Genomic DNA, 23,875 nt, shown 5'->3' with positions numbered 1-23,875 from the left:
TTAATTACTATGCTGCATTGATTACGCTATAGTTATTAAGATGTAGTAAATACCAATTTACAGATAATGTATCTGTTTAGCAGAGTGGCAAAATAAGGTAGACGAGAAAAGACAACTATAGGAACAAATGGGTGTCATCCCAGTGCCCAGACACTGGGATCCAGAAAATTTGATTGTGTACTATACAACATTTTCGATCAAAAGCTGGATTCCAGTGTCAAGCACTGGAATGACATCACAGGGGCACTGGAATTTTTGTTTCAATATTTGTACATTAGCCATGCATCTGAACAGATACATTATTAGTATAGAAATTGTCTATCAAAGATCCTTTCATTCAGAGGGTAATCTTTGTCAAAAAGCAAAGTTATTGTGTTTTCGTGGTCTTTTTGTATTTTTATCTGTGATATATTATGAAACTCCTTGTAATCTGATACTACAAGTGCTGGACGGTTTTTTGTGTCGTTAATGTCAATTTGTACGATTGTATCGTTTGATATTAATGCTCCATTCCAATGCCTTGGGTAATAGCTATTGATAGAAGTGAGTGCAAGTAAATTTGAATTTAGCGGCAAGATTGGGCCTCCGGCAGAGAAGTTGTATGCAGTGCTGCCTGTGGGAGTAGATAATATTACTCCGTCCCCTCTAAATTTTTCTACTTTTAGCTTATCATTAATAGTAATATTCATTTCTACTATTTGGTTCGCTTTTCTAAAAACATATACTTCGTTTACTGCTATGTAATGATATCTCTTGCCACTTGTGTCTGTTGCTTCCATTTTTAGCAAAGTTAACTGAGTTGAAGTTGCATGCTCTATATGATCAATTAAATCTTCACTGCGGCTAAAGCATTTATTCATCAAAAACCCAACATTGCCAGTGTTTATCCCATACACATGCATGTTTTTATTTTCTATGACGTAATTGTGCAAAGTGCGTAGCATAAAGCCATCACCGCCAACAACTATCAATAGATCGATTTCGGACTTATTTTCTTCTGTTATATTGATAAAATTAAGTTTCTTTAATAGTTTAGATACTTCCTGCGATTTTGGTGATGGAGAAGCAACATAGCCTATATTTTTGTATTTATGCATGCTTCAGTAGACTCTCTAAAACTTAAAGAGGAGGAAAATTAGAAAATGCTTCCATATTTATCGTTAAACTTAGCTAATTTGCTAGTTTTACTTGCTAACCCGCTTGTCAAACTTCCAGTCCATGCAGGGTGAGTAAGAGGATCTCTATCAAGTTTTACCCTATCTCCCTCCTTTCCATAAGTGGAACGAGTTTCAAACTCTTGACCGTCTGTCATAACTATAATAATTTTATGATAATTCATTGTTGTTTATAAACTTTTAGTCAGTTAACATTCTAGTGAACTTAATTCACTAAGTCAATCATTATTCTAAAATATTGACAAAAAATAAATAAAATGTTATACTTAATAAGGAATAAGTAATAATTATCATGATTTTCGCTTTCCCTGGTCAGGGCTCTCAGTTTGTAGGAATGGGAAAGAGCTTATATAGTGAGTTTTCCGTTGCAAGACAAGTATTTAATGAAGTAGATAGCATATTGGGTAGAAAGCTGTCTCATTTAATCTTCAACGGTCCTATTGAAGAATTAACCATTACAGAAAACGCTCAGCCAGCTATAATGGCAGTATCAATTGCAATGCTACGTGTTATGGAGCATGTGTTTGGCAAATCTCTTTTCACTGATCACAATGTTAAATATGTTTGTGGGCATTCAGTTGGCGAATATACAGCGCTGTGTGCTGCAGGAGCGTTAACGCTTGAGTCTGCAATCAAGCTGCTGAAAGTTCGCAGCGAAGCAATGCATGAAGCTTCACTGAAATGTAAAGGCGGAATGGTTGCGTTGCTTGGAGCAGAGATAAATGAAGTGGAAGATATATTGAAATCAGTTCAAATTGACGGAATTTGTGAAATTGCAAACGATAACGGTGGCGGACAAGTGGTTATAAGTGGCACTAGAGAAGCTCTTGAAATGTTACCCGATTTATTCAAAAACTCGAGTGTGAGGAAACTAATTAAATTACAGGTTAGTGGGCCTTTTCATTCATCTCTTATGAAACCTGCTGATGAAAAAGTTTTGGAGTTTTTGAAGGGTATTAAAATAACCCGTCCTATAGTTCCTTTGATATCAAATGTTACAGCTAAAGAGGAGAGTGATCCCAAAGTTATAAAAACTTTACTCGCCAAGCAAGTTGTAAGCAGAGTGAAATGGAGAGAAATGGTTTTGTATATGTCAAGCCGTGGCATTAACAAATTTGTTGAAATTGGCTCTAATAAAGTTTTATCTAATTTGGTCAAAAGAATTGACCAATCTATCAGTACAAAAAATATAGATAGTATTGGTGATATTGACAGCTTCTTTAATGAATCATTAGTACTAACAGCGAAAAATTTAAAAGTTGGATTAAGTTAAAACACATCTATTTGATGTCATTCCGGTGCATAACGCTGCCTAGCTGGAATGACAGAGGGTAATGCAAGAAATCAACGAACTGCCTGTCATTTCATCCGGTTTCTTAATTCCAAGTAGCTGTAAAATAGTAGGGGCAATGTCAGATAACCTTCCGTCTCTTAGTTTTAGATTATTGCAAGACACAATAAATGGCACTTTATTTAGAGTGTGTGCTGTATGAGGTGTATTATTTTCTTCATCGAACATACATTCCACATTACCATGGTCTGCAGTGACAATTAACGCGGTGTTGCTTGACTTTTTAACAGCACTCAGCACTTTTGCAAGACAATCATCTACAGCTAGCACAGCTTTCTCGGCTGCTTTTATATTACCTGTATGCCCTACCATATCAGGATTAGCGTAATTTACAACTATCAGTGCGAATTCTTGGGAGTGAATTTTTTCTACAAGCTTTTCTGTGAGCTCGAAGGCTGACATTTCGGGCTGCAAATCGTAAGTTTGAACTTTTGGTGAGGGAATGAGTATTCTTTCTTCACCAGAGAAAGGTTCTTCTTTTCCACAATTGAAAAAGAAAGTCACATGAGCGTATTTCTCGGTTTCGGCGATACGTAATTGTCGTAATTTATTGTCTTCTATTGTTTGTCCTAGAGTATCAGCGAAAGAAGTAGGAGGAAAAATATAAGAAATTTTGAGATCTTCTTTGTACTTCATCATACTTAAAATTGAAGAGAATTTTGCTACCTTAGCGTAATCTGTTTTGCCAAGCAAAATACTTGCTAATTGTATCATTCGATCAGCACGAAAGTTAGCCAACAGCACTCCATCTTCTGGTTTTATACCTTGATAGTCACCTATTACTGCGGGCCTAATAAACTCATCAGTTATGTTATTTTGATAATTTTCATCAATCAACGATACTGTATTATCATGACAAGGTGCCTTTGCAAATGCGATAGCCTCATAAGCTTCGATTGTTCTCTTCCACCTGTTGTCACGGTCCATAGCATAGTAACGCCCAGAAACAGTAGCAATTCTTGTGTCATTTCCCTTTATACTCTTTGTAAATTCTTGAATGCATTTTTTTCCTGAATTTGGCAATGTGTCTCTGCCATCTAAAAATGCATGTATCACCACTTTTATTCCATGCTGTGATATTTTATTTGCTAAAGTTGAAATATGCTTTTGATGTGAATGAACACCACCATCGGACACCAATCCCATTATATGGCATACTCCGTTCTTACTTTTTAGATCATTAATAAAACTTTGTAGATTTACATTGTTTTCTATTGTTCCAATCTCTTGATTAATGCGCTGAAGGCTTTGTATTACCACTCTACCACTGCCAATATTCATATGGCCAACTTCTGAGTTACCTATTTGACCACCAGGTAACCCCACATCAGTTCCACAGGCGGATAAACTGCATTTTGGATAATTAGAGCTAATATATTGCCAACAGGGTGGATTTGCGTTGCTAATAGCATTGTATTTACTGTTTTCTACTCCATTTCCCCAGCCATCTAGTATACATAAAACGACTGATTTAATGCCCATATAAAATCAACACTAAAATTCAACAGAGAAGAGCTCCCCGGGCCGGATTCGAACCAGCGACCAATTGGTTAACAGCCAACTGCTCTACCACTGAGCTACCGAGGAATAAACTGGTTTCAATTTATCATATTGAGCGCTGATTGTAAACGGTTTTTGTATACAATTATGATCAAAGCAATGTTAAATGCGCGAAAAAGTGTACATTGACATGAGATACAAGCCTAATGAAAAAAGCTACGAATGCCGGTGAAAAACATGGCAATTTTATTTTCATTTGCAGCTTTTATCACATCTTGATCTTTCAGCGAGCCGCCGGGCTGAATTATAGCTGTAATTCCATGTTTTGCACTTTCTACTATGCTATCTGGGAATGGAAAAAATGCATCTGAAGCAAGCACTACTTCTTTACACTTTTCACCCGCCTTTTTCACTGCAATGTTCACGCTATCTATTCTGCTCGTTTGCCCTGCACCGATACCGACAGCACAACCGTCTTTTGCTATAACTATTGCATTAGATTTCACATGTTTACATATTTTCCAAGCAAAAATAAGATCTTCTTTTTCTTTTTCCGTTGCAGCGTGTTCTGTTACTTGCCTCATTTCTTCTGCTTGTATTGTATGGTTATTATTTTCTTGCACCAAAAACCCGCCAACAACGTTTTTAATTTGGTATTTCACATTTTGTTGGAAAGATTTATGAATAATCACTCTTAAATTTTTCTTTCTTTGTAAAATTTTTAGTGCCTCATTGTTTACCGATGGTGCTATCACTACTTCCAAAAATATCTCGTTTAATTTTTCTGCTAGCTTTAAATCTATCTCCCGATTTAAGGCAACTATACCACCAAAACTGCTTACTTCATCACACGATAGAGCTTTTTTATATGCCTCCAAAGCATTATCACCAACAGCAGCGCCACACGGGTTATTGTGCTTGATTATCACTGCTGCAGGTTCTTCAAATTCAGAAATTATGTTAAGTGCGGACTCTATATCTACTATATTATTATAACTCAACTCTTTCCCATGTATTTTTTCCAGCGGATATTTGGTGAATTGATTGCTATAAAATGCAGCTTTTTGATGAGGATTTTCACCATACCTGAGTTCTTGTACTTTATGTCCATATAGTGCAAAAAACTCTGGTAATTCATTATTCTTACTCTGGGATAAAAACCAACTGTGAATATTAGAATCATAGTGTGCAGTGAGAGCAAATGCTTTGGTTGCTAAGTGTTTTCTATATTCCAATGGTGTTTCATTGTTATTTTTTATCATCTCAGCTTTTAGTGCTTCATAGTCTTGAATGCTAGAAATAACTGAAGTAAAACGAAAATTTTTTGCTGCAGCTCTAATTAACGCCACTCCTCCGATATCAATTTGTTCTATAATTTGCTCTTCATTTGAGCCGCTACTTACTGTCTCCCAAAATGGGTATAGGTTAGTTATAAGCAGGTCTATTGGCTCAATTTCTAGATCTTGCACTTCTTTTTTGTGCTTTTCTCGATCATAAAGTATTCCTCCATGAATTTTAGGGTGTAAAGTTTTTACTCTACCACCTAGTATCTCTGGAAATTGTGTGTAATCTGAGACCTCTTGTGTTTTTATTCCGGCATCAGATAGTGCTTTATAAGTATTTCCCGTTGAAAGCATTTCTATTTGTTGCTGCATTAAAAACGATGCAAGATCAATTATATTCGTTTTATCGTATACTGATATTAAAGCTCTTTTTATTTTCATTTTTATATGGAAAGTTTTTTAAGATTATATCTAAGAAAAGAAAATTTGTCTATATATAGCTACTACGTCATACCGCCGCGGTATCCACAACTGTACGAACATTGTGATACAAGAGACCAAGAAAGATGTCACCCAGTCTGGGATCCAGAAAACTTCACTTTAAATGAGCACACCAGGTGGCTGTACAATAGAAACTGGATTCCAGACTGGAATGACACCATCTACTACTCAAATTACCTGCAAATTGCAATGTTCGTACACCAAAACGCGGTATCTTGTTGTAGATTCCGCTAACAAGCAGCGGAATACCAAATTGTAGAAGTTGCTTTAGCCCTCCTAACCTTTCCTTCAAAGCAGTCTATTCTATAAATTTTTTTACCATGCTTGATTTCAAACCACGAATAAAATCTTCAATACTACAAGGATTTCTTCCTTCCATTTGTACAACTTTAGGAATTAAAATGCCACCTTTTAAACTTATGTGCATATTATCGTTAACAATCTCACCTTGTTCTGAAGCGAAAGCTTCAAAGTCAGCATCAAGTATCCTGATACGTTTATTCTCTATCTTGATAAACGCTTTTGGGTAAAACGCTTTAACCTTTCTATAAGCAACTTCACAGGCATCACTTGCATAAATTTTATAGTCTTCCACTTTGTCAGCGTAACATGCATCGTTATCGTTCTGTTTTAAGGGAAGCTGTTTTTCAATTTCGTTTAGCACTTTCAGCAGTAAATCACTGCCTAGCTTAGATAATTTATCATGCAATGTCTTGTAATTATCGTTCTTTTCGATAAGAAATTTTTCCTGTTTTAAAATAGGGCCGGAATCTAATCCTTCATCCAATTGCATAATGCTAACCCCGGTTTCTTGATCTCCTGCTAAAATTGTGTGCTGTATCGGGGCTGCACCACGCCACCTTGGTAGTAATGAAGGATGAATATTAATACAACCATATTTTGGAATATTCAAAATTTCTCTTGGAAGTATCAATCCATACGCGGCAACAACCGCAACGTCTGGCTTGAAATTTCTAAATTTTTCTTGCTCTGCCGAGAACTTTAGAGAGATAGGAGTACATACCTCTATGTTACTTTCTTCAGCGATAACATGTACTGGAGATTTCATTGGCTTCTGTCCACGCCCCGAAGGTTTTGGAGCCTTGGTGTATACTGCCACCACTTCGCTCTTTGATTTCAGTAACAAGCTCAGAGAATTAACAGCAAATCCTGGTGATCCCATGAAAATAATTCTCATGGTGTTTTTGCTTTAAGAATTCTCCGCTAATTTACCACTTACAGTTTCTACTAATTTGGCAAAATCATCCTTATAACTAACTGCCATCTCAGCAAGAATTTTTCTATTTAAATCAATGCCGGCAAGTGTAAGACCATGCATAAACCTACCATAAGTAAGCCCATGCTCTCTTGCTGCTGCATTAATACGTATTATCCATAAGCTACGGAAATCACGTTTACGGGTTCTTCTGTCTCTGTAAGCATATTGCAGTGCTTTTTCAACTCTCTGTAATGCAATTCTATAACAGCTTTTTGCACGTCCTCTATAACCCTTTGCTAGTTTCAATATTTTTTTATGACGAGCGTGAGTAGTGACTCCACGTTTTACCCGAGCCATTTTATTTTACCTCCATTTTGTTAAATACCGTAAGGCATATGAAGCTTAACTATACGCGAGTCAGATTTACCAAGAATCGTTGTACCGCGCTGATTACGAATATTAGATTTACTTCTCTTTACCATGCCATGCCTTTTGCCTGACTGAGTAGAAATAACTTTACCCTTAGCTGTAAGGTGAAAGCGCTTTTTCACAGAAGATTTGGTTTTTAATTTTATTTTCTTCATATTCCAAATAAATTTACAAGCACTACTATTGAGTTCTTTAATAGTAATTAAGCATTAGTATAAATAATTTTATTAAAGAATCAAATTAAAATTGTATATTAAAGGAGTTTAAAAGTAATTACGCCCAATATGTGTGTTATACCTTCTTTATTCCCAAGTGGCAACAATACTTGCCTCATTTTAACACTTTCACTTTCTTCCTCTTCATTGATCGGGCATTTACTCTCTATTACAGTATCAAGTTTATCAATAACTGCATCTATTTTATATAGTCGCAAAAATGGTGCATCAATTGCATACTTATTATCAATGCGCGTCTTTTTCTCAAAACCATAGAATTCAACAGCCTTTTCTCCTGCATTTTCACAAATATAACCTTGATCCTTGACTTCAATGACAAAACAATGCTGCCATGATTCCATTATTTCTGCAGTGTCTATTTCATGCCTTTCTGGCCAATCTCTGTCTGATCGTTTTATGTCATTCCAGTGTTGAGTCACCACATTTGCTATTCTTTTTTCTTTGCCTACATAAATTTCCATTCCAATTTCCACATATAAAACACAGATATGAGGTAAATTTATCGTGAATATATTGATTTTTTCTTACCACAAGGTGCATGTCACTAGAAGTTCTGAGATCTAGAGAGTGGTATTGATTTTATTTCCATTACAACTTATTATTTATAGATAACCTCAATAAAAACGATGAAGCTAAACGAAATCAGAGAAAGATTTATAAAATTTTTTGTAAATAATGACCACGAGCAGGTTTCTTCTTCTCCTTTGATTCCAGAACATGACCCAACGCTCATGTTCACAAATGCTGGTATGGTGCAGTTTAAAAATATTTTTACTGGTGCTCAAAAAACTGAAATGAAACGTGCTGTCTCAAGTCAAAAGTGCTTAAGAGCAGGCGGTAAACACAATGATCTGGAAAATGTTGGCTATACAACTCGGCATCACACATTTTTTGAAATGCTCGGAAATTTTAGCTTCGGTGATTACTTTAAGGAAACTGCGATAGAATTTGCGTGGGAATTTATCACTAAAGAGTTATCTCTTGATAAAAACAGACTATCCATAACCGTCTACCATACTGATGATGAGGCGTACGAGATTTGGCGTAAGATAAGTGGCTTTTCAAGTGATAAAATCATAAGAATTACAACGGATGATAACTTTTGGAGTATGGGAAGCACTGGTCCGTGCGGTCCATGTTCTGAAATTTTTTATGACCATGGGAGTCCTAATTTACAAGAGGGCGATAGAATTGTTGAAATCTGGAATCTGGTATTCATGGAGTTTAACAAAGATGAAGAAGGTAATTTACACAAATTGCCAAAAAAATGCATCGATACTGGAATGGGCCTTGAAAGAATAGCGGCTGTTATGCAAAACGTCCATGATAACTATGATATTGATCTATTTTCTGCTCTGATAAGTAAATCACAAGAGTACTGTGGAAGAACGGAAAATAAAATAGCGCATAAGATCATAGCAGATCATCTTCGCGCGGCTGCATTTCTCATCGCAGAAGGAGTGCTTCCTGGAAATGAGGGCAGGAATTACGTATTACGCAGATTAATTAGGAGAGCCACACGTTATATTCACCTGCTTGGATATAATGATTCCCTACTCCATCGTATTTTTCCAGTGTTGATAGATAGCACGAGTTCGGCTTATATGGGAGCTGAATTAGTCAGAGCTAAAAGCTTAATAGAAACGACGTTAAAATCAGAGGAAGAAAACTTTAAAGACACTTTGATGAAAGGTATCAATCTCCTGGAGAAATTCACTACAGATTTAAAATCGGGCGATACTTTGCCTGGAGAATCAGCGTTTAAGCTATATGACACCTACGGATTTCCTTTGGATATTACACTTGATATTTTAAAAGAGAAAAAAATAAATTTTGACCAGAAGGGTTTTGATGATGCAATGGGAGAACAAAAAGAGAGAGCACGTGCTAAATGGGCTGGATCTGGTGAAAAATCTGTTGAGCAAGTATGGTTTGATTTGATCAATAAATTTGGCAAAACAAAATTTGTTGGTTATGAGTTCAATGAAGTAAGTGATGCGAAAATACTAGCTATAGTTTCCTCTAAAAATGAAGTAATTGATTCTGCAAAGGAGGGAGAAAAGATAACCATTATACTTGATAAAACACCTTTTTATGGCGAGTCAGGTGGACAAGTGGGAGATACTGGCAGTCTGATCAAACCTGGTAGAAGTATTATTATAGTCGAGAATACCAATAAGGTTAATGACCTATATTTGCACAGATGCATAGTTAAATCTGGCTCAATGTGTAAAGGTGACACAGTTACAGCAAGCATAGATAAGGAAAGAAGGCAAGCCTTAAGAAGAAATCATTCAGCTACACACCTTTTGCACTTTGTATTGAGAAAAATCTTGGGTGATCATGTCACTCAAAAAGGTTCCCTAGTTGCACCGGATAAGTTACGATTTGACTTTAGTCATAACACTCAAGTTACTCAGGATCAGCTATTCTTAGTAGAAGATATGGTAAACTCTCTAATCAGAGAAAACCTTTCTACGTCTACAAAAATTCAGAGCATGAATCAGGCAATAGACGAAGGAGCTATGGCGTTATTCGGTGAAAAATATGGCAACCAAGTAAGAGTAGTGAAGATTGGAGATTCAAGGGAACTGTGTGGTGGCACACACGTTGAACATACTGGAGAAATTGGTTTGTTTAAGATAGTAACAGAGAGTTCTGTTGCTTTTGGAGTGAGGAGAATTGAAGCTTTAACTGGTCAGGAAGCAATCAATTATGTACGTGATAATGAAATTAACTTAAAAAAAGTTGCAGAATTCGTAAAAGCGCCAGTGAGTGAAATAACAAGCAGATTAAGTATTTTAAGTCAAGAACACAAAAAATCCGAAACCAAAATAAAAAACCTATATAAAAAGCTTGTGAGTGCAGAGAATATAAAAAGCACCGAAATAAATGGAATAAATTTTATAAGCCACACTTTCACTGATATTCCAGCAAATGTAATAAGAGAGTTTGTTTTGCAGCAACAAAAACCAAAAACGGTAATAGCTTTTACGGCAACAGAAAAAGATAAAACAGTCTTGATTATTAAAGTAAGTAAAGACTTAATCAATAAGATTAGCGCAAAAGAACTAATATCCATAGCAGTTAAAAAGAACTGTGGTGGGAATGCTGAACTTGCACAAACAGGCTGTGATAGCAATAAAATAAATGATGCCATTACAGCCATTTATAGCAAAATAACAGCTTCTAAGCACTCTACGTCATACCACCACGAACCGTCATACCGCCGCGGCGCTAACAAGCAGCGGGATACTTAACCATCGTCTACACCGTCATACCGCGATTCATTCGCGGTATCTCAGCCGCTAACAAGAGATCCCGCTAACAAGCAGCGGGATGACGATTGTCGTTTAGCTACAAACATTAAGAAATTTACCAAGCGAAAAAAAAGGCAAAAGAAGCCCCATGGTTAACTAGTTATTTATATGTACTTCAAAATATTGGCGTTTTTTATTCTAAACGCTGCGATTCAGCCGCTTTTAAATGCGACTAACCTAAATTACAAACGTTAAGAAATTTACTGAGTGAAAAAAAAGGCAAAAAAACCCTAGGGTAGCTAGCATTCAAATTCTCCCTTGTTCTATTTGACGTCTTTTGATGTCTTGAACGCTTTATAAGCGCGTTTCTGCTTGTATAGGTAGAAACCTAAAAGTTTTATAAAGACATGAGGTGCACATAGTGCAAAAAATTAAGCATGATTTACGCCAAATACAAAGTTCCCTTTGTCGTTTTAATCTGCAGATTGTGAAGATAAATAAATAGCTTCATCTTTATGATAAGAGGGCTGGCGGAGGGTGTCAAGGAATTCTTATTAAAACTAAAGAGCTCAAATGAAAGAAGGTAAACTTTAAAGTATACATTTAATAGCGCTTTCTATGAGAGAAATCGTATTATCTATTCCATAAAGCTTTATGAAAGATCCCATTCTTGGACCGGTTTTTTGGCCAAGTAATGCTTCATATAATAGCTGAAACCAATCACGTAAGTTGGTGTAATCATATTTTTTTCCAATAAAAAATACCTGAGATTGAATTTCTTCAGCAGTAGCAGTTATAGATAGAGAATGTAAAGTGTCCTTCAAATCTAGTAACGCTTCTTTCTCTTTTTCATTTGGAGTTTTATACGATTTTGTTGGCTTGATAAAATCGTGGTAATACTTTACTGCAAAGTCTGAAAGTCTATCAAGCATTTTATTATTTTCTGGTGTAACGTTCGGTGCATAAGAGGATATAAAACCCCATAGGATCTCTTTGTTCTCGGCGTTGCAAGCCGCTGCTAGGTTTAAAAGTAGTGAGAAATTTATGCCTGAAGTTTCTATATTGGGAACATTGCCCTGGTGAATGTGCCAAGCAGGATTATTTATATCCTTTTCTTTGTTCTCATTATAACGCTTAACAAACTCTAGATACTCATCAGTTGATTTTGGTATCACATCAAAATATAAACGTTTAGCTTTTTTAGGACTCTGAAAAATGTACAATGCTAAGCTCTCTGTTGGTGCGTAAGTTAACCACTCTTCAATTGAAATGCCATTTCCTTTTGATTTTGATATTTTCTTTCCTTCTTTATCAAGGAAAAGCTCGTAGCAAAACAGAAGTGGTGGCTTTTCTCCAAGTATTTCACATATTTGACTTGAAAGCACAGCAGATGGAGTTAAATCTTTTCCGTGAGCTTCGTAATTTACTCCAAATGCGGCCCACCTCATTCCCCAATCAGGTTTCCATTGCAGTTTACATTTTCCTTTTGTCACTGGAACTTCTATTTTTTCCCCGTTTGGGTCTTCATATGTGATTGCTCCTTTCTCTGTATTTGTTTCAATTACTGGAACTTGTAAAACTTGAGAAGTTTTTGGGCATATTGGCAAGAATGGACTATAAGTCTGCTGTCTTTCTTCCCGAAATGATGGAAGCATTACGTCCATCACTTTATCATAATTTTTCAGTAAGAGTAAAAGTTTTTCATCGTAAACGCCAGATTTATAACACTCTGTTGCACTCCTGAACTCGTATTCAAATTCAAACATATCAAGAAATTTACACAACAATGAATTCATATGATGACCATAACTCTGATGAGTGCCAAATGGATCAGGTATCATAGTCAATGGTTTATTTAAGTGCTCTCTTAGCATCTCTTGATTTGGCACATTATCTGGTATTTTTCGCAAACCATCCATATCATCTGAAACTGCAATGATTTTGGTTTTTATACCAGGAGCTATTTTTTTTAATGCATTTACAATAACTGTAGTGCGGAAAACCTCTCCAAAGGTTCCTATGTGGGGTAAACCAGAGGGTCCATAACCAGTTTCAAATATTATTTCTTTTTTATTAGGAAACTCTTGCAATATTTTTTCTGCTTCTTGAAATGGCCAACTTGTCATTATCGGGATTAAATAATGTATCTTGACTTAAAGTGCTACTAGTTTCAATGGATTTTTAATATAATGATATAGTATTAGTGTAGAGCTATTATTAGAAGGTTAAAGATATGTCCACAGGTAGTATACAAACAGATCAATTATTCAAAGGTCTTACAAGACCTGCAATGCTCTTTGGTGTGAGTTATATGTTTGCAATATTAAACGTCCTGATTTGCATGCTAATTTTCATTAATTCAAATGATTTGAGAGTGATTCTCTTAATGTTACCAGGTATACATGGACTTGGTTATATAGCTTCTGCAAAAGAACCGTTGTTTATTGAATTATTTATGGTAAAATTAGGAAAGTGCTCGAAATGTTTAAATCGTTTTTATCATGGAGCCAATTCTTATGATATTGCTTAACGTTGTGTGATGCTGAGGTTTAGGGCTGTTCAATCAAAGAATAAATCTACTCTGAGCAGGGAAGTTCACGCTGCTGAATTTATTCCTTATTCTTGCTATTGGAATAGCACAACCTTGATGACAAAAGAAAATTGGTTGGTTAAGGTTATAAAATTAAGTGGCTTTGCATTTGAAACCGCCGATGACGAGGATTTAGTAATACAAAATAATATCAGGAACCAGATGCTAAGAAGCATTTCATCTCCAGCATTTAGTTTGTATTTTCATACTATCAGACGTAAGAAAAATATTTTTTCTGATGAATTTGCAAGTCAAGGTTTGCCGAATTTTTTCGCTAATCACGTAAATCTAAAATGGAGAGAAAAACATGCAACAAGGCAATCATTTATTAATGACCTATACATTACGATTATCCGTAGAGCGGACACAAAAGGAGTAGAATTTTTGTCACATCTACTAAAAAAATTCGGACATGTAACTTCAAAACATGCTTGGGAAAGTGATATACGTGCCACGTATGAAGATTTAGAGGAAACGACAAATCGTGTGGTGACAAGCCTTAGAAATTATTCGCCTAAAATTCTTGGAGTAAAAGAAACTCCAGGTGGTTTGTTCTGTGAAATAATGGAGTTTCTATCTAGAATTGTAAATTGTGGCTTCGTTACAAATACGCTTTTTCCGCTAAGAACTGAAATATCAAGATACTTACCAATACATAGGTTATTCTTTGGCCGTAAAATGATACAGGTTGTGACTCATAATGAGAGTAAATATGCTGGAATAGTTAGTATAAAAGAGTATGGAAATAATACTTCTGCAGGAATGCTTGATTCATTTTTACAACTTCCTTACGAGTTTATAATTACGCAATCTTTTCAATTTACAAATAGGCAAATGGCGATTGGAAAAATGCAGATACAGCAAAATCGAATGATACAGTCTGCAGATAAAGCTATTTCTCAAATAGCAGAAATTTCTCAAGCACTTGATGACGCAATGAGTGGTAAGATTGCGTTTGGTCACCATCACCTGACTATTTTATGTATAGCAAAAAGTCCTAAATCATTGGATAACGCTCTGTCATTGGTAGAATCTGAGCTTTCTAATTGCGGTGTTTACCCTATTCGCGAAAGAGTTAACCTTGAACCAGCATTTTGGGCGCAAATTCCTGGTAATTTCGATTATATAGTGAGAAAAGCTACAATAAGTAGTCTTAATTTGGCTGGATTTGCATCTCAACATAATTATCCTACTGGCAGTAAATTCAATAACCACTGGGGAGATGCCGTTACAGTTTTTGACACGACATCTGGTACTCCATTTTTTTTCAACTTTCATATAAGGGATGTTGGACACACTATGATAATTGGCCCAACTGGTGCTGGTAAAACTGTTTTAATGAATTTCCTGTGTGCCCAAGCAATGAAGTTTTCTCCAAGGATATTCTTTTTTGATAAAGATCACGGTGCAGAGATTTTTTTGAGAGCACTTAGTGGTATTTATACTGTAATAGAACCAAGAACTAAAACAAATTTTAATCCTTTGCAACTTGATGACACCTCTGATAATAGAACGTTTTTAATGGAGTGGATAAAGTCTTTAATTTCGGTATATAATGATAAATTTACTTCAGAAGATATTGCACGGATTAATGATGCAATTGAAGGAAATTTTAAATTAAGAAAAGAAGACAGGTTCTTGAGAAACCTCGTACCGTTTTTAGGGCTTGCAGGTCCTGATACTCTAGCTGGGGCAATATCTATGTGGCATGATAATGGTTCTCATGCTGCAATATTTGACAATAAAGAAGATTTGCTAGATTTTTCACGAGCAAGAGTATTTGGTTTTGAGATGGCTAGCTTGCTAAAAGATCCCGTTGCTCTTGGACCGGTCTTGATTTATTTATTTCATAGGATTAGTATATCTCTTGATGGCACTCCATCTATTATCGTTCTTGATGAGGCATGGGCGTTAATAGATAATCCAGTTTTTGCACCCAAGATAAAAGACTGGTTGAAGGTACTGAGAAAACTAAATGCTTTTGTAATTTTTGCTACTCAGAGTGTTGAGGATGCAAGTAAAAGTGCTATTAGCGATACGCTTGTACAACAAACAGCAACACAGATTTTTTTACCAAATCTGAAAGCTACTAGTGTCTATCGGGATGTTTTTATGTTAACTGAACGTGAGTATATATTAATTAAGCACACAGATCCAAGTACTAGATTCTTTTTGGTGAAACAAGGAGTTAATGCTGTGGTAGCTAGAATAGACTTAAAAGACTTAGATGATATAATCAACGTATTATCTGGACGTGCAGAAAGTGTTCTATTGTTACACGATATATTAAATGAAGTTGGGGACAACCCAAAAGTATGGTTGCCTATATTTTATCAGAAGGTAAAAAATGTTTAAGACTAAGCTGTCATTGCTATTAATTGCGATATTTTTACTAAATATAGACTTTTTACTCTCATATCCAGTGCTTGCAGATGGAGTAAGTGGTACTGACAAGACGGAATTTGTTAGTAGATTTAATTCTACTGGCAGCTTCAATCGTGCCTCTAATCCTGATTGTGGAGCGTTTAAAACGGCTGCGGCACTTGCTGGAATAGCGATTGCTGTTGGTGCAATATTTACTAGTATTGTTTTGATCGTTTCTTCTGCTGGTTTATTTACTGCTCTTGTCATTGTTGGAATGATAGCTGCAATTGTTGGAGTTTGGAAGGCGATAGGAGGACTTGTTGTTTGTGAGCATAGTTTTGTTAGACACCCAGTTGCGCGTGATCATAATGGAAAGTATAAGGATTTCGGATTCTCAAAATCAGAACACTCAAAATATTCAGAGTGCACAAATAAGAATTACCAAAAGGAAGATGAATATTTTAAATGTTTTGATAAGGAAAATGGATCAATAGAAGGAGGTAAAAATATAGAGAAAGGTATTTTAAACTCCATACCTGACCAAAATGCTGGTGGTTATTACTGGCCAAAAAACGGTGTGCAATACAGTGAATATATAGAAGTATGTCATCGAAACCCTTTAACGTTTGGCAATCTTTTTGGTGGTATAGACTTTGATGTAAGAGAGAAAGATACTGGATATGTAGATGGGTCATGGTCCCCGAAGGTTGATGGTGAGCTGAAATGTGAAGTTCTTAAAGCTGGACAGAGCAAAACCATACATGGAGCTACATTCAAAGCAGTGAGAAAAACGGGCAGATTATGTGTGGAGTTAGCCAGTGTTAGCATGCTTGGTATCGAAATGACTCCTTGGCCGCAAGGGGTTGATATGGGGTGCACGGAATTGCCACCTGACCCACTTGCTCCTATGTGTGAAAAATCTGTGATGATATTCAAAAATAAAGATGGTACAGGAGAGGAAAAAGTTCCTATTGGTAATAATGATGACTATAAAACTATTATCAGATCTAAAGAAAAAAGACTCAACGGACAAGGGGGGAAAATTTTTGTAGGTTATGATAATGCTGGCTGTTTTAGCTCGTATGTCTCTGAAGCTTGCTATAATCAGGCAGGGAGTAAATCATTAGCTCCTATTCCCATCACTTCTATGATAGTGCAATGCATTAAGGAATCGTTAGATAATTTAGTGGCAGGTATTGATTCAAGTGGCAGCTCACTTAAGGGTAAAAATGGACATAACAAGGGCAGTTTCTTGTCTGTAGCACAGAAAAGACTGAAAAACACTGTAACTGCTGTTTTGATTTTAGCTTTAATACTGTTCTCTATAAAAGCCATGTCTGGTGGAGTTCAGAGGCCTCAAGAAATGTATATGTTGATCATAAAATTCGCTTTAGTGATTTACTTCACAACAGGCAGTACCATGTCTCATTATTATGGAGAATTAACTCGTCTCTCAAATGGTTTGTCAGAGATAGTGCTAAAAGCATCATCTGAAAGTAAAGGCATATGTAATTATAAGGCAGGTACAGATTATGAATATACTCGTGCAGGAAAGAGGGTATCTTACAGTTATCTTGCACCTTGGGATAGGCTTGATTGTAGAATTTTATTTTATTTAGGTGCCCCTTTAGATGGAATTGGTGGCAAAATTGGTACTGGAGGTGTTGCAACGTTAGCAGTCTTGCTTGGTGCTGCTCCTGTCTTATTAGTTGCAGGTTCGGTAATCGGTATTATTTTTGCTGGTGGACAGATTTTAATAGCTCTTGTTGCTATATTTATGGCCATTTTGCTGATGATGGTTATTTTGTGGCTGTGCTATGTATTTATTTTATCTCTAGTTGCTTTGAGTGTAATCATCATTTTATCACCTTTGTTCATCCCTATGGTTTTATTCCAACACACCAAAGGATATTTTGACGGCTGGGTAAGAGAATTGATCACCTATAGCTTATACCCGGTTATCCTTTTTGCGTTTTTGTCTTTTATGTTTATAGCATGTGATAAAATCTATTATAAAAATTTAAATTTTGAACCGGATAAGTCATATGAAAATAACCAAGCAAAACCCTCAGCTAGTAAGAAAAAACAGTGGTTTAAATTGAAAGATGGAGAATGTGATAACAATGAAACTACTCTAGCGTGTATGATGCAAAACTACAGCTTTAAAAAGAGCACTATACTTGGTCTATTTGATTTTACATACATGGAATTTGGCAGCTCTCTCATCGGAGAATTATTAAAATTGTGTTTAGTATTATTCCTCTTTTACCACTTTTTAAACATTCTTCCTGGCATGGCTGCCGAACTTGCTGGTAACCATAGAGCAGCACTTGGCTCAGGTCAGACACCTGGACAAATGGTGGGCAAAGCTTTATCTGCTGCCAAAGCTGCTGCTGGGGGTGTTGCTGGAGTTGCTGGTGCTGCTGCTAAGAAGTTGAGTGGTGGAGACAAGAGTAAATCTCGAGGTTCTGGTTCTAGTAGCTCCGAGAGTGTTAACAAAAGCACTGAATGAGTTGGATTTATGCTAAAATTTTTGCTGATAATACCGTTTTTTTTTCTGTCAGGCTGCGGGGAACATCACTGTATTAAGCCAGAAAATTTATCAGGTTTGCGTGAAAAACTAGATATAGTGTCAACAGAGCAGAGGTGGGTTGATTCCGGTGTTAATATCTCAGATAGAATAAGAGTAACAGAGATTGATATAGTGCCTAGTAAGGTTAATTTTTGTCCTAAGCAGTATGCAGATTTTGCAATTGGGCCTGGGAGAAATGACGTTGCATTACCATTTGCACTTAAAAAAGGCGATACGATAAGCTTTAGTGTGATTGGAAGTAAAGTGTGTAAAGATAAAGAGAGTGAGACAAAAATCAGGTATTTGAAAATCGACGAAAAGTGTAGCGAGCAAGAAACGGAACATTTTGCACATGTTTTAAATCAAGAGAAATGCCAAGGTGGCAAGGATGGGATATGTCCTAATAAATATATAATAGGCGATGTGCAATGGTTGAGAGGAAGAGAGTACTGGGATTCAGATTTTTCGAAGTTAGATCAAGATGAAAGAAAAAAGGAAATTGAAAATATTATTAACTCTATAAAACAAGGAGAAAATATAGATTGCAGCAAGCTTTCAGAGAGCAGTGCAAGTAAGATAGATACGCACATTTTAAATTCACTCTGTAGACGTATATGTAAATTTTCTTCTGGTCGTAGAGGCGAGGATTGCGTGTATATTGAATATAATAATATAGAAATTGAGCTATTCAATGCTTTAAATTCTAGTGGTGAATCTGTTGTTGCTGAAATTATTAGTAACGTATTAAAGGGAAAACAGGTAAAAACTGACATTACACTATTACGTGCTTACATGGATAATGAGAATTTTGAACACATTCCAGAAGGTGGTTTATGCACTAATTGTGATCACAAGATAAGAGATAACTATCGAACACCAAGATTAATTTTTAGTTTATGTAGTAGAAATGACAAGTACTGCTACGATCAAAATGACAAAGGTGGTTTCAATATAAGAGTAACAAAGAACCACAGTCTAGAAAATAGCTTGTATATAAGCGTCTCTGACAAACTTCCTGAGCATAAGCCTGGTGAAAACCAAGCGGATATATCTGTAGATATCAGCAAAGTTCATGATACTGAGTACATGGAAGGCTTAAAGGAAAAGTTAAAAGAAAAAAAAGGCACCATATATTATGGAATAAGAGACCATGGCTGCGATTACAAAAATGAAGGTCAGTTTAGTATTAACCTAACAACTAAAGAGCCACCTACAAAAACTTTTAGTGCAATATATAATTTCTTTGATGAAAAAGTGAAAACTGCATTTTTCGGCTCTAATTATAAAGACCCTAACGCAATTCACTCTGATACTAGTCCTGTAAAGTCTCTTTACGAAAGTTTTATAAAATCAAGCAGAACAAATACCATTAGATCTACTATAATATCACTATTAGTACTATATATAATCTTATATACTCTTTATTACTTTTTTGGATTAACTCATATTTCTATATATGAGTTTTTAATTATATGCGTAAAGATAGGAATCATCGCCCAGCTATTGCAGGATAATAGCTGGGACTTTTTTTATAACAACGCATTCTCTATATTTATTAACACTCCAAAACAACTAATAGAAATAGCAAATTTTAGAGGCACTACTTCAAATGTTTTTGAGTTTCTTGATTTGCCGCTCAATAGGTTCTTGTCATCGCATTCAGTATTGTTAATAGTATCTCTTATATTTTCTGGCCCTTTGGGCATTGTATCTTTTTGCTTGGTGATTTGGGGTTTAATCACAGTGAGCTTATCTATTTTTAATGCCTTATTTTCTTTTATTACATCTATAGCAATAGTTGCGTTATTACTTTCTTTAGCACCTATTTTTATTATTTGTCTTTTATTTGCGTATACTAGGCAGATGTTTCAAAACTGGGTTAAAAATTTAGCAAGATTTGCAATTCATCCAGTGGTCCTTTTAATTTTTATATCACTGATAAGTCAGGTTATGGATTATATTGTGTATTCAGTATTTGATTTTGAGGTCTGCTCTACATGTATACTTAATATTAACCTAAAGATTTTTAACCCTTGTATTTTTTATGGTTATGCTTCCAAATATACACCTAATATTACCGCTATGATGGCTTTTGTTATTTTGGGACACGCTATGAAAGCTTTAGTTGAAGCTTCTTCGGCAATATCTGACTCGTTGTTTGGTGCTTATGTAGCAAGCGAACCTGGAAGACAGTATCAACAAAGCTTAATGGGAACAGTAGGGTTAGATGAACAAAGCGTTCAAAGAAGAGAAAGAGGAGATGCCTTTCAACAGTCAGGTACGTCAAGACCTCAAATACCACAAGGGACTCAAAGGTCAACGCCTCAGATACCACAAGGAAGACAGCAATGATAAGTAAAAGATCACTATTGTTGATACTGTGTCTTGCAATCACTGGTTGTACTATGGATTGTGTTGAGCCTGGGTTACAGAGCAGAAACACTAGTGTTAACGTGGATGTTCCAGTTCATAAAGCCGATAAAGGAGTTAAAATTCATTGGGTTGATTCTGGTCAGGTAATTAGTCAGGGTGAGAAAATCAAATTCACCCTCGATGGATCAGTAAATTTTTGCCCTTTTAAAGAAGACAAAAATCCAAGGAAAGTACTTGTGCCAGCTAGCTTTTGTGCTGATGGCTCAGAACCAAATTATAGTAAGGCTGCGGATATTAATAGTGTACCTAACAATTATGGTGTTAATGAAAGTAAAAACGAACTATGTAGTGGCAAAGGATTTGGCAGCAATAGACGTTATGTGGACACTGGAATTAAAGTAAATCCTGGTGACAAGTTAAGCTTCAGCTTAGTTCCCAGAAAAATAACAATTGATTACGACAATCCAGAAGGGAAAGGCATCAATTTTGATGACAATTGTTATAAAGCTGTAGAAAATGACCGTAAGGAAACTGTATATAAGAAAGCTACAGTGAGTGAAGTACATCAGGGGGGAGAGTTTTTTTGTGATGGTAAAGATGGTACAAAAAATAAAATACAATTTTTACCTCTTGATAAAACAAAAGCAAAGGAAAGCAAAGTGCTAGTTGGCAATGGGTATACCCCATATGATAATAAGGTGCATTTTAATAAAGGTTATATTCAAGACAACGAACCATGGGTATATGGTTCACTACTTGATTTACGCCGCGCTAAAATAGGATTGAACGAGTTATGTGATGGAAAAAACTGTAGTCTTGATGAGAGAAAAAAGTACTCCTCCTATGAGCTTAACTGTTACCATCAAAATATATGCTATACTGAGAAGGGTATATGGAACTATGGTTTAGGTCAAGCAGGAGAACGGAACTGTGTCTCCTCTATAAGGTATAAGAAGTACGATAAAGGAAATAAATGTGATATGTATTCTTATCTAGAAAAAATGGAAGGGAATGTTAAAGCAGGTAGTTTTACTGAAGATGATAAATCTTGGGCTGAGGCTCTTGTTGCAAAAATAAGCGATCCAGGTGATGCAAGTATTTCTGAAGGCAAGCGTAATGATATGAAGGGCGATGCTAAAGGTATTCAATGTCTTCCAAAAAGAGGAGGAGCAGGAAAGGAGAAAAATGATAAACTAGTATGCTCAAAAATCAGTGATAATTTTGAAGATTTTTCCTTAAAATTAAATCATGACTATCCAATAGGAAGTGTAACACCTGGTAGCAGTGTGATGCTTGCCATTGCAGATTATGGTCACTATGGAGCTAATAGAGGTGGGTACCATGTTAAAGTGACTAGATCGTGTGAATATATCAATGGCAAAAAACTGTATGTGTATTTGGGTGATAACCCGCCAGGGGATCCATCTGCTCCAAAGACTAATGATTTCAAAAAAGTAGAGAACTTAGATAAAACAAAGGATAAGGTATATTATATAATAGATGGAGGTCTTTTAACAGATGAATGCAAAGACAAAAAACCTATAACAGATGAATGCAAACCTAAGAAGATATATTTCGGCATCAATGTAAGCAACGTAGAGAAAGATGACATTACGGACAAAAATGGCAAATATTACGAAAACAATAAGTATAGTGTAACTTTATTTGTCAAAAGAAAAATTAATGATTTTATTTCATCGAATGTAAACGGGGTATTTAAATTTATAAAAGAAGAAGTAATTGGGGACAGCGTTAAAGATTCATACAAAGGATATGCAAGAGGTCTTCTTCAAGGAGTAAAAGCTTTGCTTACTCTATACGTTATATTTACTGTCGTTGGCTATATGCTTGGAACAATACAGCTAAGTAAATTTGATTTCATTGTAAGAATGTTCAAGATAGCATTTATAGCTTTTGCCTTTAGCGATAGAAGCTGGGAACTTTTTGGTACAACTTTATCCAGACTTTTTATAGATGGTAGCACTTATTTAGTTGATAGCTTTTCTGGCTATATAGGGGAAGGGGGGAGAAAATTTGCATTCTTAGACTTGACAGCAGGAGTATTATTCACAACAGAAACTTGGCTAAAGTTTTTATCGTTGATGCTCTCTGGTCCTTTTGGCTTTATTGCATTTTTGGCAATACTCTATGCTACTTTTATGTTCTTAAAATGCATTATTAGCGCTACGTTTAAATATGTAATATCTACTGTTCTAGTGGCGTTTTTACTGTCATTAACACCTTTATTTATCGTATTTATTCTATTTCAAAAGACTAAACCCTTGTTTGATAATTGGATAAAAACGTTGGCTCATGTTTCATTAGAACCAGTCATTTTATTTTCATTTTTATCTCTTTTAAATCAGTTGATGTATTCAGTTTTATATAACCTCACAAATTTTTCTGCATGCTATCAATGTTTAATTAGCGTAAATTTCTTATCGTATGATCTGTGCTTGATGAAATCAATACTGCCTCTTGGATACAGTCCTGGCACTAGCGTTGATGTTGCACTCAGTACCGGAGAAAGGGCTGGTGGACACTTTGCAGCATTACCTATAGACCTAATCCAGGCGTTTATATACCTCATTATTGCCGGTGCAATGGAAGCTTTTGTTTCTATATCGGAAACTATGGTACAAACACTATTTAGCTCTGGTTATGGAGTTACTGGCGGTGTTGGTCAAGTTGCTAAGAGCGCATCGCAAGCTATGCTGTCCACCGTTGGCCTTGATGATAAGACCCAAGGTATTATACAGAACATTAGGCAACAAGTGGGTAAAGATCGGACGGAAGTTGACGTGAAGGATAATTCCATGAGCCCTAAATCTGAAATACCAGAACAATCAGGTAAGCAAGAAGGTCCTGATAAAAAGGAGAGGGGGAGCTCTAAACCTGAAGCACCAAAACAATCAGGTCAGCAAAAAAATCCTGATGAAACAATAAGAAGTGATCCTAGTGATAAAGTTAAAAACAAGGAAGGAAATGGAGAGAAGTAAGATATGAATGATGTTATGGAGTA

General features: G+C 35.8%; 17 protein-coding genes and 1 tRNA gene. 8 read left to right on the top strand and 10 right to left on the bottom strand.

What is annotated here, in order from left to right:
* Nucleotides 1–302: 302 nt before the first annotated feature.
* Entirely contained in the window at nucleotides 303–1,097 is a 795-nt protein-coding gene (locus AAGD70_RS06490) for an NAD kinase (protein WP_065094418.1), read from the bottom strand.
* Nucleotides 1,098–1,135: 38 nt separating this feature from the next.
* On the bottom strand, nucleotides 1,136–1,339 hold the full coding sequence (gene rpmE, locus AAGD70_RS06485; RefSeq protein WP_007548602.1) for a 50S ribosomal protein L31: 204 nt from the start codon (nucleotides 1,337–1,339) through the stop codon (nucleotides 1,136–1,138).
* A 128-nt stretch (nucleotides 1,340–1,467) separates the two neighbouring features.
* Between rpmE and fabD the strand changes: the two genes are divergently transcribed.
* Nucleotides 1,468–2,448 (top strand): ACP S-malonyltransferase, encoded by a 981-nt coding sequence (fabD, locus tag AAGD70_RS06480; RefSeq protein WP_065094417.1) that lies wholly within the window; start codon nucleotides 1,468–1,470, stop codon nucleotides 2,446–2,448.
* 39 nt (nucleotides 2,449–2,487) lie between these two features.
* Here fabD and gpmI read toward each other — a convergent pair whose 3' ends face one another.
* The 3 genes from gpmI to purH form a co-directional block, all read right to left on the bottom strand.
* Nucleotides 2,488–4,008 (bottom strand): 2,3-bisphosphoglycerate-independent phosphoglycerate mutase, encoded by a 1,521-nt coding sequence (gene gpmI, locus AAGD70_RS06475; RefSeq protein WP_065094416.1) that lies wholly within the window; start codon nucleotides 4,006–4,008, stop codon nucleotides 2,488–2,490.
* Nucleotides 4,009–4,041: 33 nt separating this feature from the next.
* Nucleotides 4,042–4,113: transfer RNA gene (locus AAGD70_RS06470), tRNA-Asn, on the bottom strand.
* Nucleotides 4,114–4,229: 116 nt separating this feature from the next.
* Nucleotides 4,230–5,750, bottom strand: coding sequence for a bifunctional phosphoribosylaminoimidazolecarboxamide formyltransferase/IMP cyclohydrolase (purH, locus tag AAGD70_RS06465; RefSeq protein ID WP_065095290.1), 1,521 nt, complete (start codon nucleotides 5,748–5,750; stop codon nucleotides 4,230–4,232).
* Nucleotides 5,751–5,756: 6 nt separating this feature from the next.
* Here purH and AAGD70_RS06460 point away from each other — a divergent pair, with 6 nt between their 5' ends.
* Complete coding sequence (locus AAGD70_RS06460; protein WP_236514712.1) at nucleotides 5,757–6,044, top strand: WPE palindromic element domain-containing protein; 288 nt, start codon at nucleotides 5,757–5,759, stop codon at nucleotides 6,042–6,044.
* Between the two features lie 64 nt (nucleotides 6,045–6,108).
* On the opposite strand, the gene fmt is transcribed toward AAGD70_RS06460, so the two are convergent.
* From fmt to AAGD70_RS06440, 4 genes are all read right to left on the bottom strand, one after another.
* A complete protein-coding gene (gene fmt / locus AAGD70_RS06455; protein ID WP_065095289.1) occupies nucleotides 6,109–7,008 on the bottom strand; it encodes a methionyl-tRNA formyltransferase in 900 nt (299 codons plus the stop codon).
* Nucleotides 7,009–7,020: 12 nt separating this feature from the next.
* Entirely contained in the window at nucleotides 7,021–7,386 is a 366-nt protein-coding gene (rplT, locus tag AAGD70_RS06450) for a 50S ribosomal protein L20 (protein ID WP_065094413.1), read from the bottom strand.
* A 20-nt stretch (nucleotides 7,387–7,406) separates the two neighbouring features.
* Complete coding sequence (gene rpmI / locus AAGD70_RS06445; RefSeq protein WP_007548610.1) at nucleotides 7,407–7,613, bottom strand: 50S ribosomal protein L35; 207 nt, start codon at nucleotides 7,611–7,613, stop codon at nucleotides 7,407–7,409.
* Between the two features lie 98 nt (nucleotides 7,614–7,711).
* Nucleotides 7,712–8,155 (bottom strand): PAS domain-containing protein, encoded by a 444-nt coding sequence (locus AAGD70_RS06440; protein WP_065094412.1) that lies wholly within the window; start codon nucleotides 8,153–8,155, stop codon nucleotides 7,712–7,714.
* A 165-nt stretch (nucleotides 8,156–8,320) separates the two neighbouring features.
* Here AAGD70_RS06440 and alaS point away from each other — a divergent pair, with 165 nt between their 5' ends.
* Nucleotides 8,321–10,954: an alanine--tRNA ligase gene (gene alaS / locus AAGD70_RS06435; RefSeq protein ID WP_065094411.1), complete on the top strand. Its 2,634-nt coding sequence runs from the start codon at nucleotides 8,321–8,323 to the stop codon at nucleotides 10,952–10,954.
* 590 nt (nucleotides 10,955–11,544) lie between these two features.
* On the opposite strand, the gene AAGD70_RS06430 is transcribed toward alaS, so the two are convergent.
* Entirely contained in the window at nucleotides 11,545–13,080 is a 1,536-nt protein-coding gene (locus tag AAGD70_RS06430; protein WP_065094410.1) for a lysine--tRNA ligase, read from the bottom strand.
* 107 nt (nucleotides 13,081–13,187) lie between these two features.
* Between AAGD70_RS06430 and AAGD70_RS06425 the strand changes: the two genes are divergently transcribed.
* The 5 genes from AAGD70_RS06425 to AAGD70_RS06405 are packed head-to-tail and all read left to right on the top strand — an operon-like array spanning nucleotide 13,188 to nucleotide 23,852.
* Nucleotides 13,188–13,484 carry a type IV secretion system protein VirB3 gene (locus AAGD70_RS06425; RefSeq protein WP_007548615.1) on the top strand — a complete coding sequence of 99 codons (297 nt, stop codon included), beginning with the start codon at nucleotides 13,188–13,190 and terminating at the stop codon, nucleotides 13,482–13,484.
* Nucleotides 13,485–13,493: 9 nt separating this feature from the next.
* Entirely contained in the window at nucleotides 13,494–15,899 is a 2,406-nt protein-coding gene (locus AAGD70_RS06420) for a VirB4 family type IV secretion/conjugal transfer ATPase (protein WP_065094409.1), read from the top strand.
* A complete protein-coding gene (locus AAGD70_RS06415) occupies nucleotides 15,892–18,420 on the top strand; it encodes a type IV secretion system protein (protein ID WP_065095288.1) in 2,529 nt (842 codons plus the stop codon). The genes AAGD70_RS06420 and AAGD70_RS06415 overlap by 8 nt, the downstream gene beginning before the upstream one ends.
* A 9-nt stretch (nucleotides 18,421–18,429) precedes the next feature.
* Complete coding sequence (locus AAGD70_RS06410) at nucleotides 18,430–20,832, top strand: type IV secretion system protein (RefSeq protein WP_065094407.1); 2,403 nt, start codon at nucleotides 18,430–18,432, stop codon at nucleotides 20,830–20,832.
* Nucleotides 20,829–23,852, top strand: coding sequence for a type IV secretion system protein (locus AAGD70_RS06405; protein WP_065094406.1), 3,024 nt, complete (start codon nucleotides 20,829–20,831; stop codon nucleotides 23,850–23,852). The genes AAGD70_RS06410 and AAGD70_RS06405 overlap by 4 nt, the downstream gene beginning before the upstream one ends.
* Nucleotides 23,853–23,875: the final 23 nt, after the last annotated feature.

The organism is Wolbachia endosymbiont (group A) of Nomada flava (assembly GCF_964027055.1).
In the GTDB taxonomy this organism is placed as follows: domain Bacteria; phylum Pseudomonadota; class Alphaproteobacteria; order Rickettsiales; family Anaplasmataceae; genus Wolbachia; species Wolbachia pipientis.
Note: the sequence above shows the minus strand (reverse complement) of the source record. Positions and strands in the feature narration are given on the sequence as shown.

What these genes read in the sequence shown, in the direction of transcription:
- AAGD70_RS06490 (WP_065094418.1), bottom strand. Translation starts at nt 1,097, where the DNA reads ATGCATAAATACAAAAATATAGGCTATGTTGCTTCTCCATCACCAAAA.
- rpmE (WP_007548602.1), bottom strand. Translation starts at nt 1,339, where the DNA reads ATGAATTATCATAAAATTATTATAGTTATGACAGACGGTCAAGAGTTT.
- fabD (WP_065094417.1), top strand. Translation starts at nt 1,468, where the DNA reads ATGATTTTCGCTTTCCCTGGTCAGGGCTCTCAGTTTGTAGGAATGGGA.
- gpmI (WP_065094416.1), bottom strand. Translation starts at nt 4,008, where the DNA reads ATGGGCATTAAATCAGTCGTTTTATGTATACTAGATGGCTGGGGAAAT.
- purH (WP_065095290.1), bottom strand. Translation starts at nt 5,750, where the DNA reads ATGAAAATAAAAAGAGCTTTAATATCAGTATACGATAAAACGAATATA.
- AAGD70_RS06460 (WP_236514712.1), top strand. Translation starts at nt 5,757, where the DNA reads ATGGAAAGTTTTTTAAGATTATATCTAAGAAAAGAAAATTTGTCTATA.
- fmt (WP_065095289.1), bottom strand. Translation starts at nt 7,008, where the DNA reads ATGAGAATTATTTTCATGGGATCACCAGGATTTGCTGTTAATTCTCTG.
- rplT (WP_065094413.1), bottom strand. Translation starts at nt 7,386, where the DNA reads ATGGCTCGGGTAAAACGTGGAGTCACTACTCACGCTCGTCATAAAAAA.
- rpmI (WP_007548610.1), bottom strand. Translation starts at nt 7,613, where the DNA reads ATGAAGAAAATAAAATTAAAAACCAAATCTTCTGTGAAAAAGCGCTTT.
- AAGD70_RS06440 (WP_065094412.1), bottom strand. Translation starts at nt 8,155, where the DNA reads ATGGAAATTTATGTAGGCAAAGAAAAAAGAATAGCAAATGTGGTGACT.
- alaS (WP_065094411.1), top strand. Translation starts at nt 8,321, where the DNA reads ATGAAGCTAAACGAAATCAGAGAAAGATTTATAAAATTTTTTGTAAAT.
- AAGD70_RS06430 (WP_065094410.1), bottom strand. Translation starts at nt 13,080, where the DNA reads ATGACAAGTTGGCCATTTCAAGAAGCAGAAAAAATATTGCAAGAGTTT.
- AAGD70_RS06425 (WP_007548615.1), top strand. Translation starts at nt 13,188, where the DNA reads ATGTCCACAGGTAGTATACAAACAGATCAATTATTCAAAGGTCTTACA.
- AAGD70_RS06420 (WP_065094409.1), top strand. Translation starts at nt 13,494, where the DNA reads ATGCTGAGGTTTAGGGCTGTTCAATCAAAGAATAAATCTACTCTGAGC.
- AAGD70_RS06415 (WP_065095288.1), top strand. Translation starts at nt 15,892, where the DNA reads ATGTTTAAGACTAAGCTGTCATTGCTATTAATTGCGATATTTTTACTA.
- AAGD70_RS06410 (WP_065094407.1), top strand. Translation starts at nt 18,430, where the DNA reads ATGCTAAAATTTTTGCTGATAATACCGTTTTTTTTTCTGTCAGGCTGC.
- AAGD70_RS06405 (WP_065094406.1), top strand. Translation starts at nt 20,829, where the DNA reads ATGATAAGTAAAAGATCACTATTGTTGATACTGTGTCTTGCAATCACT.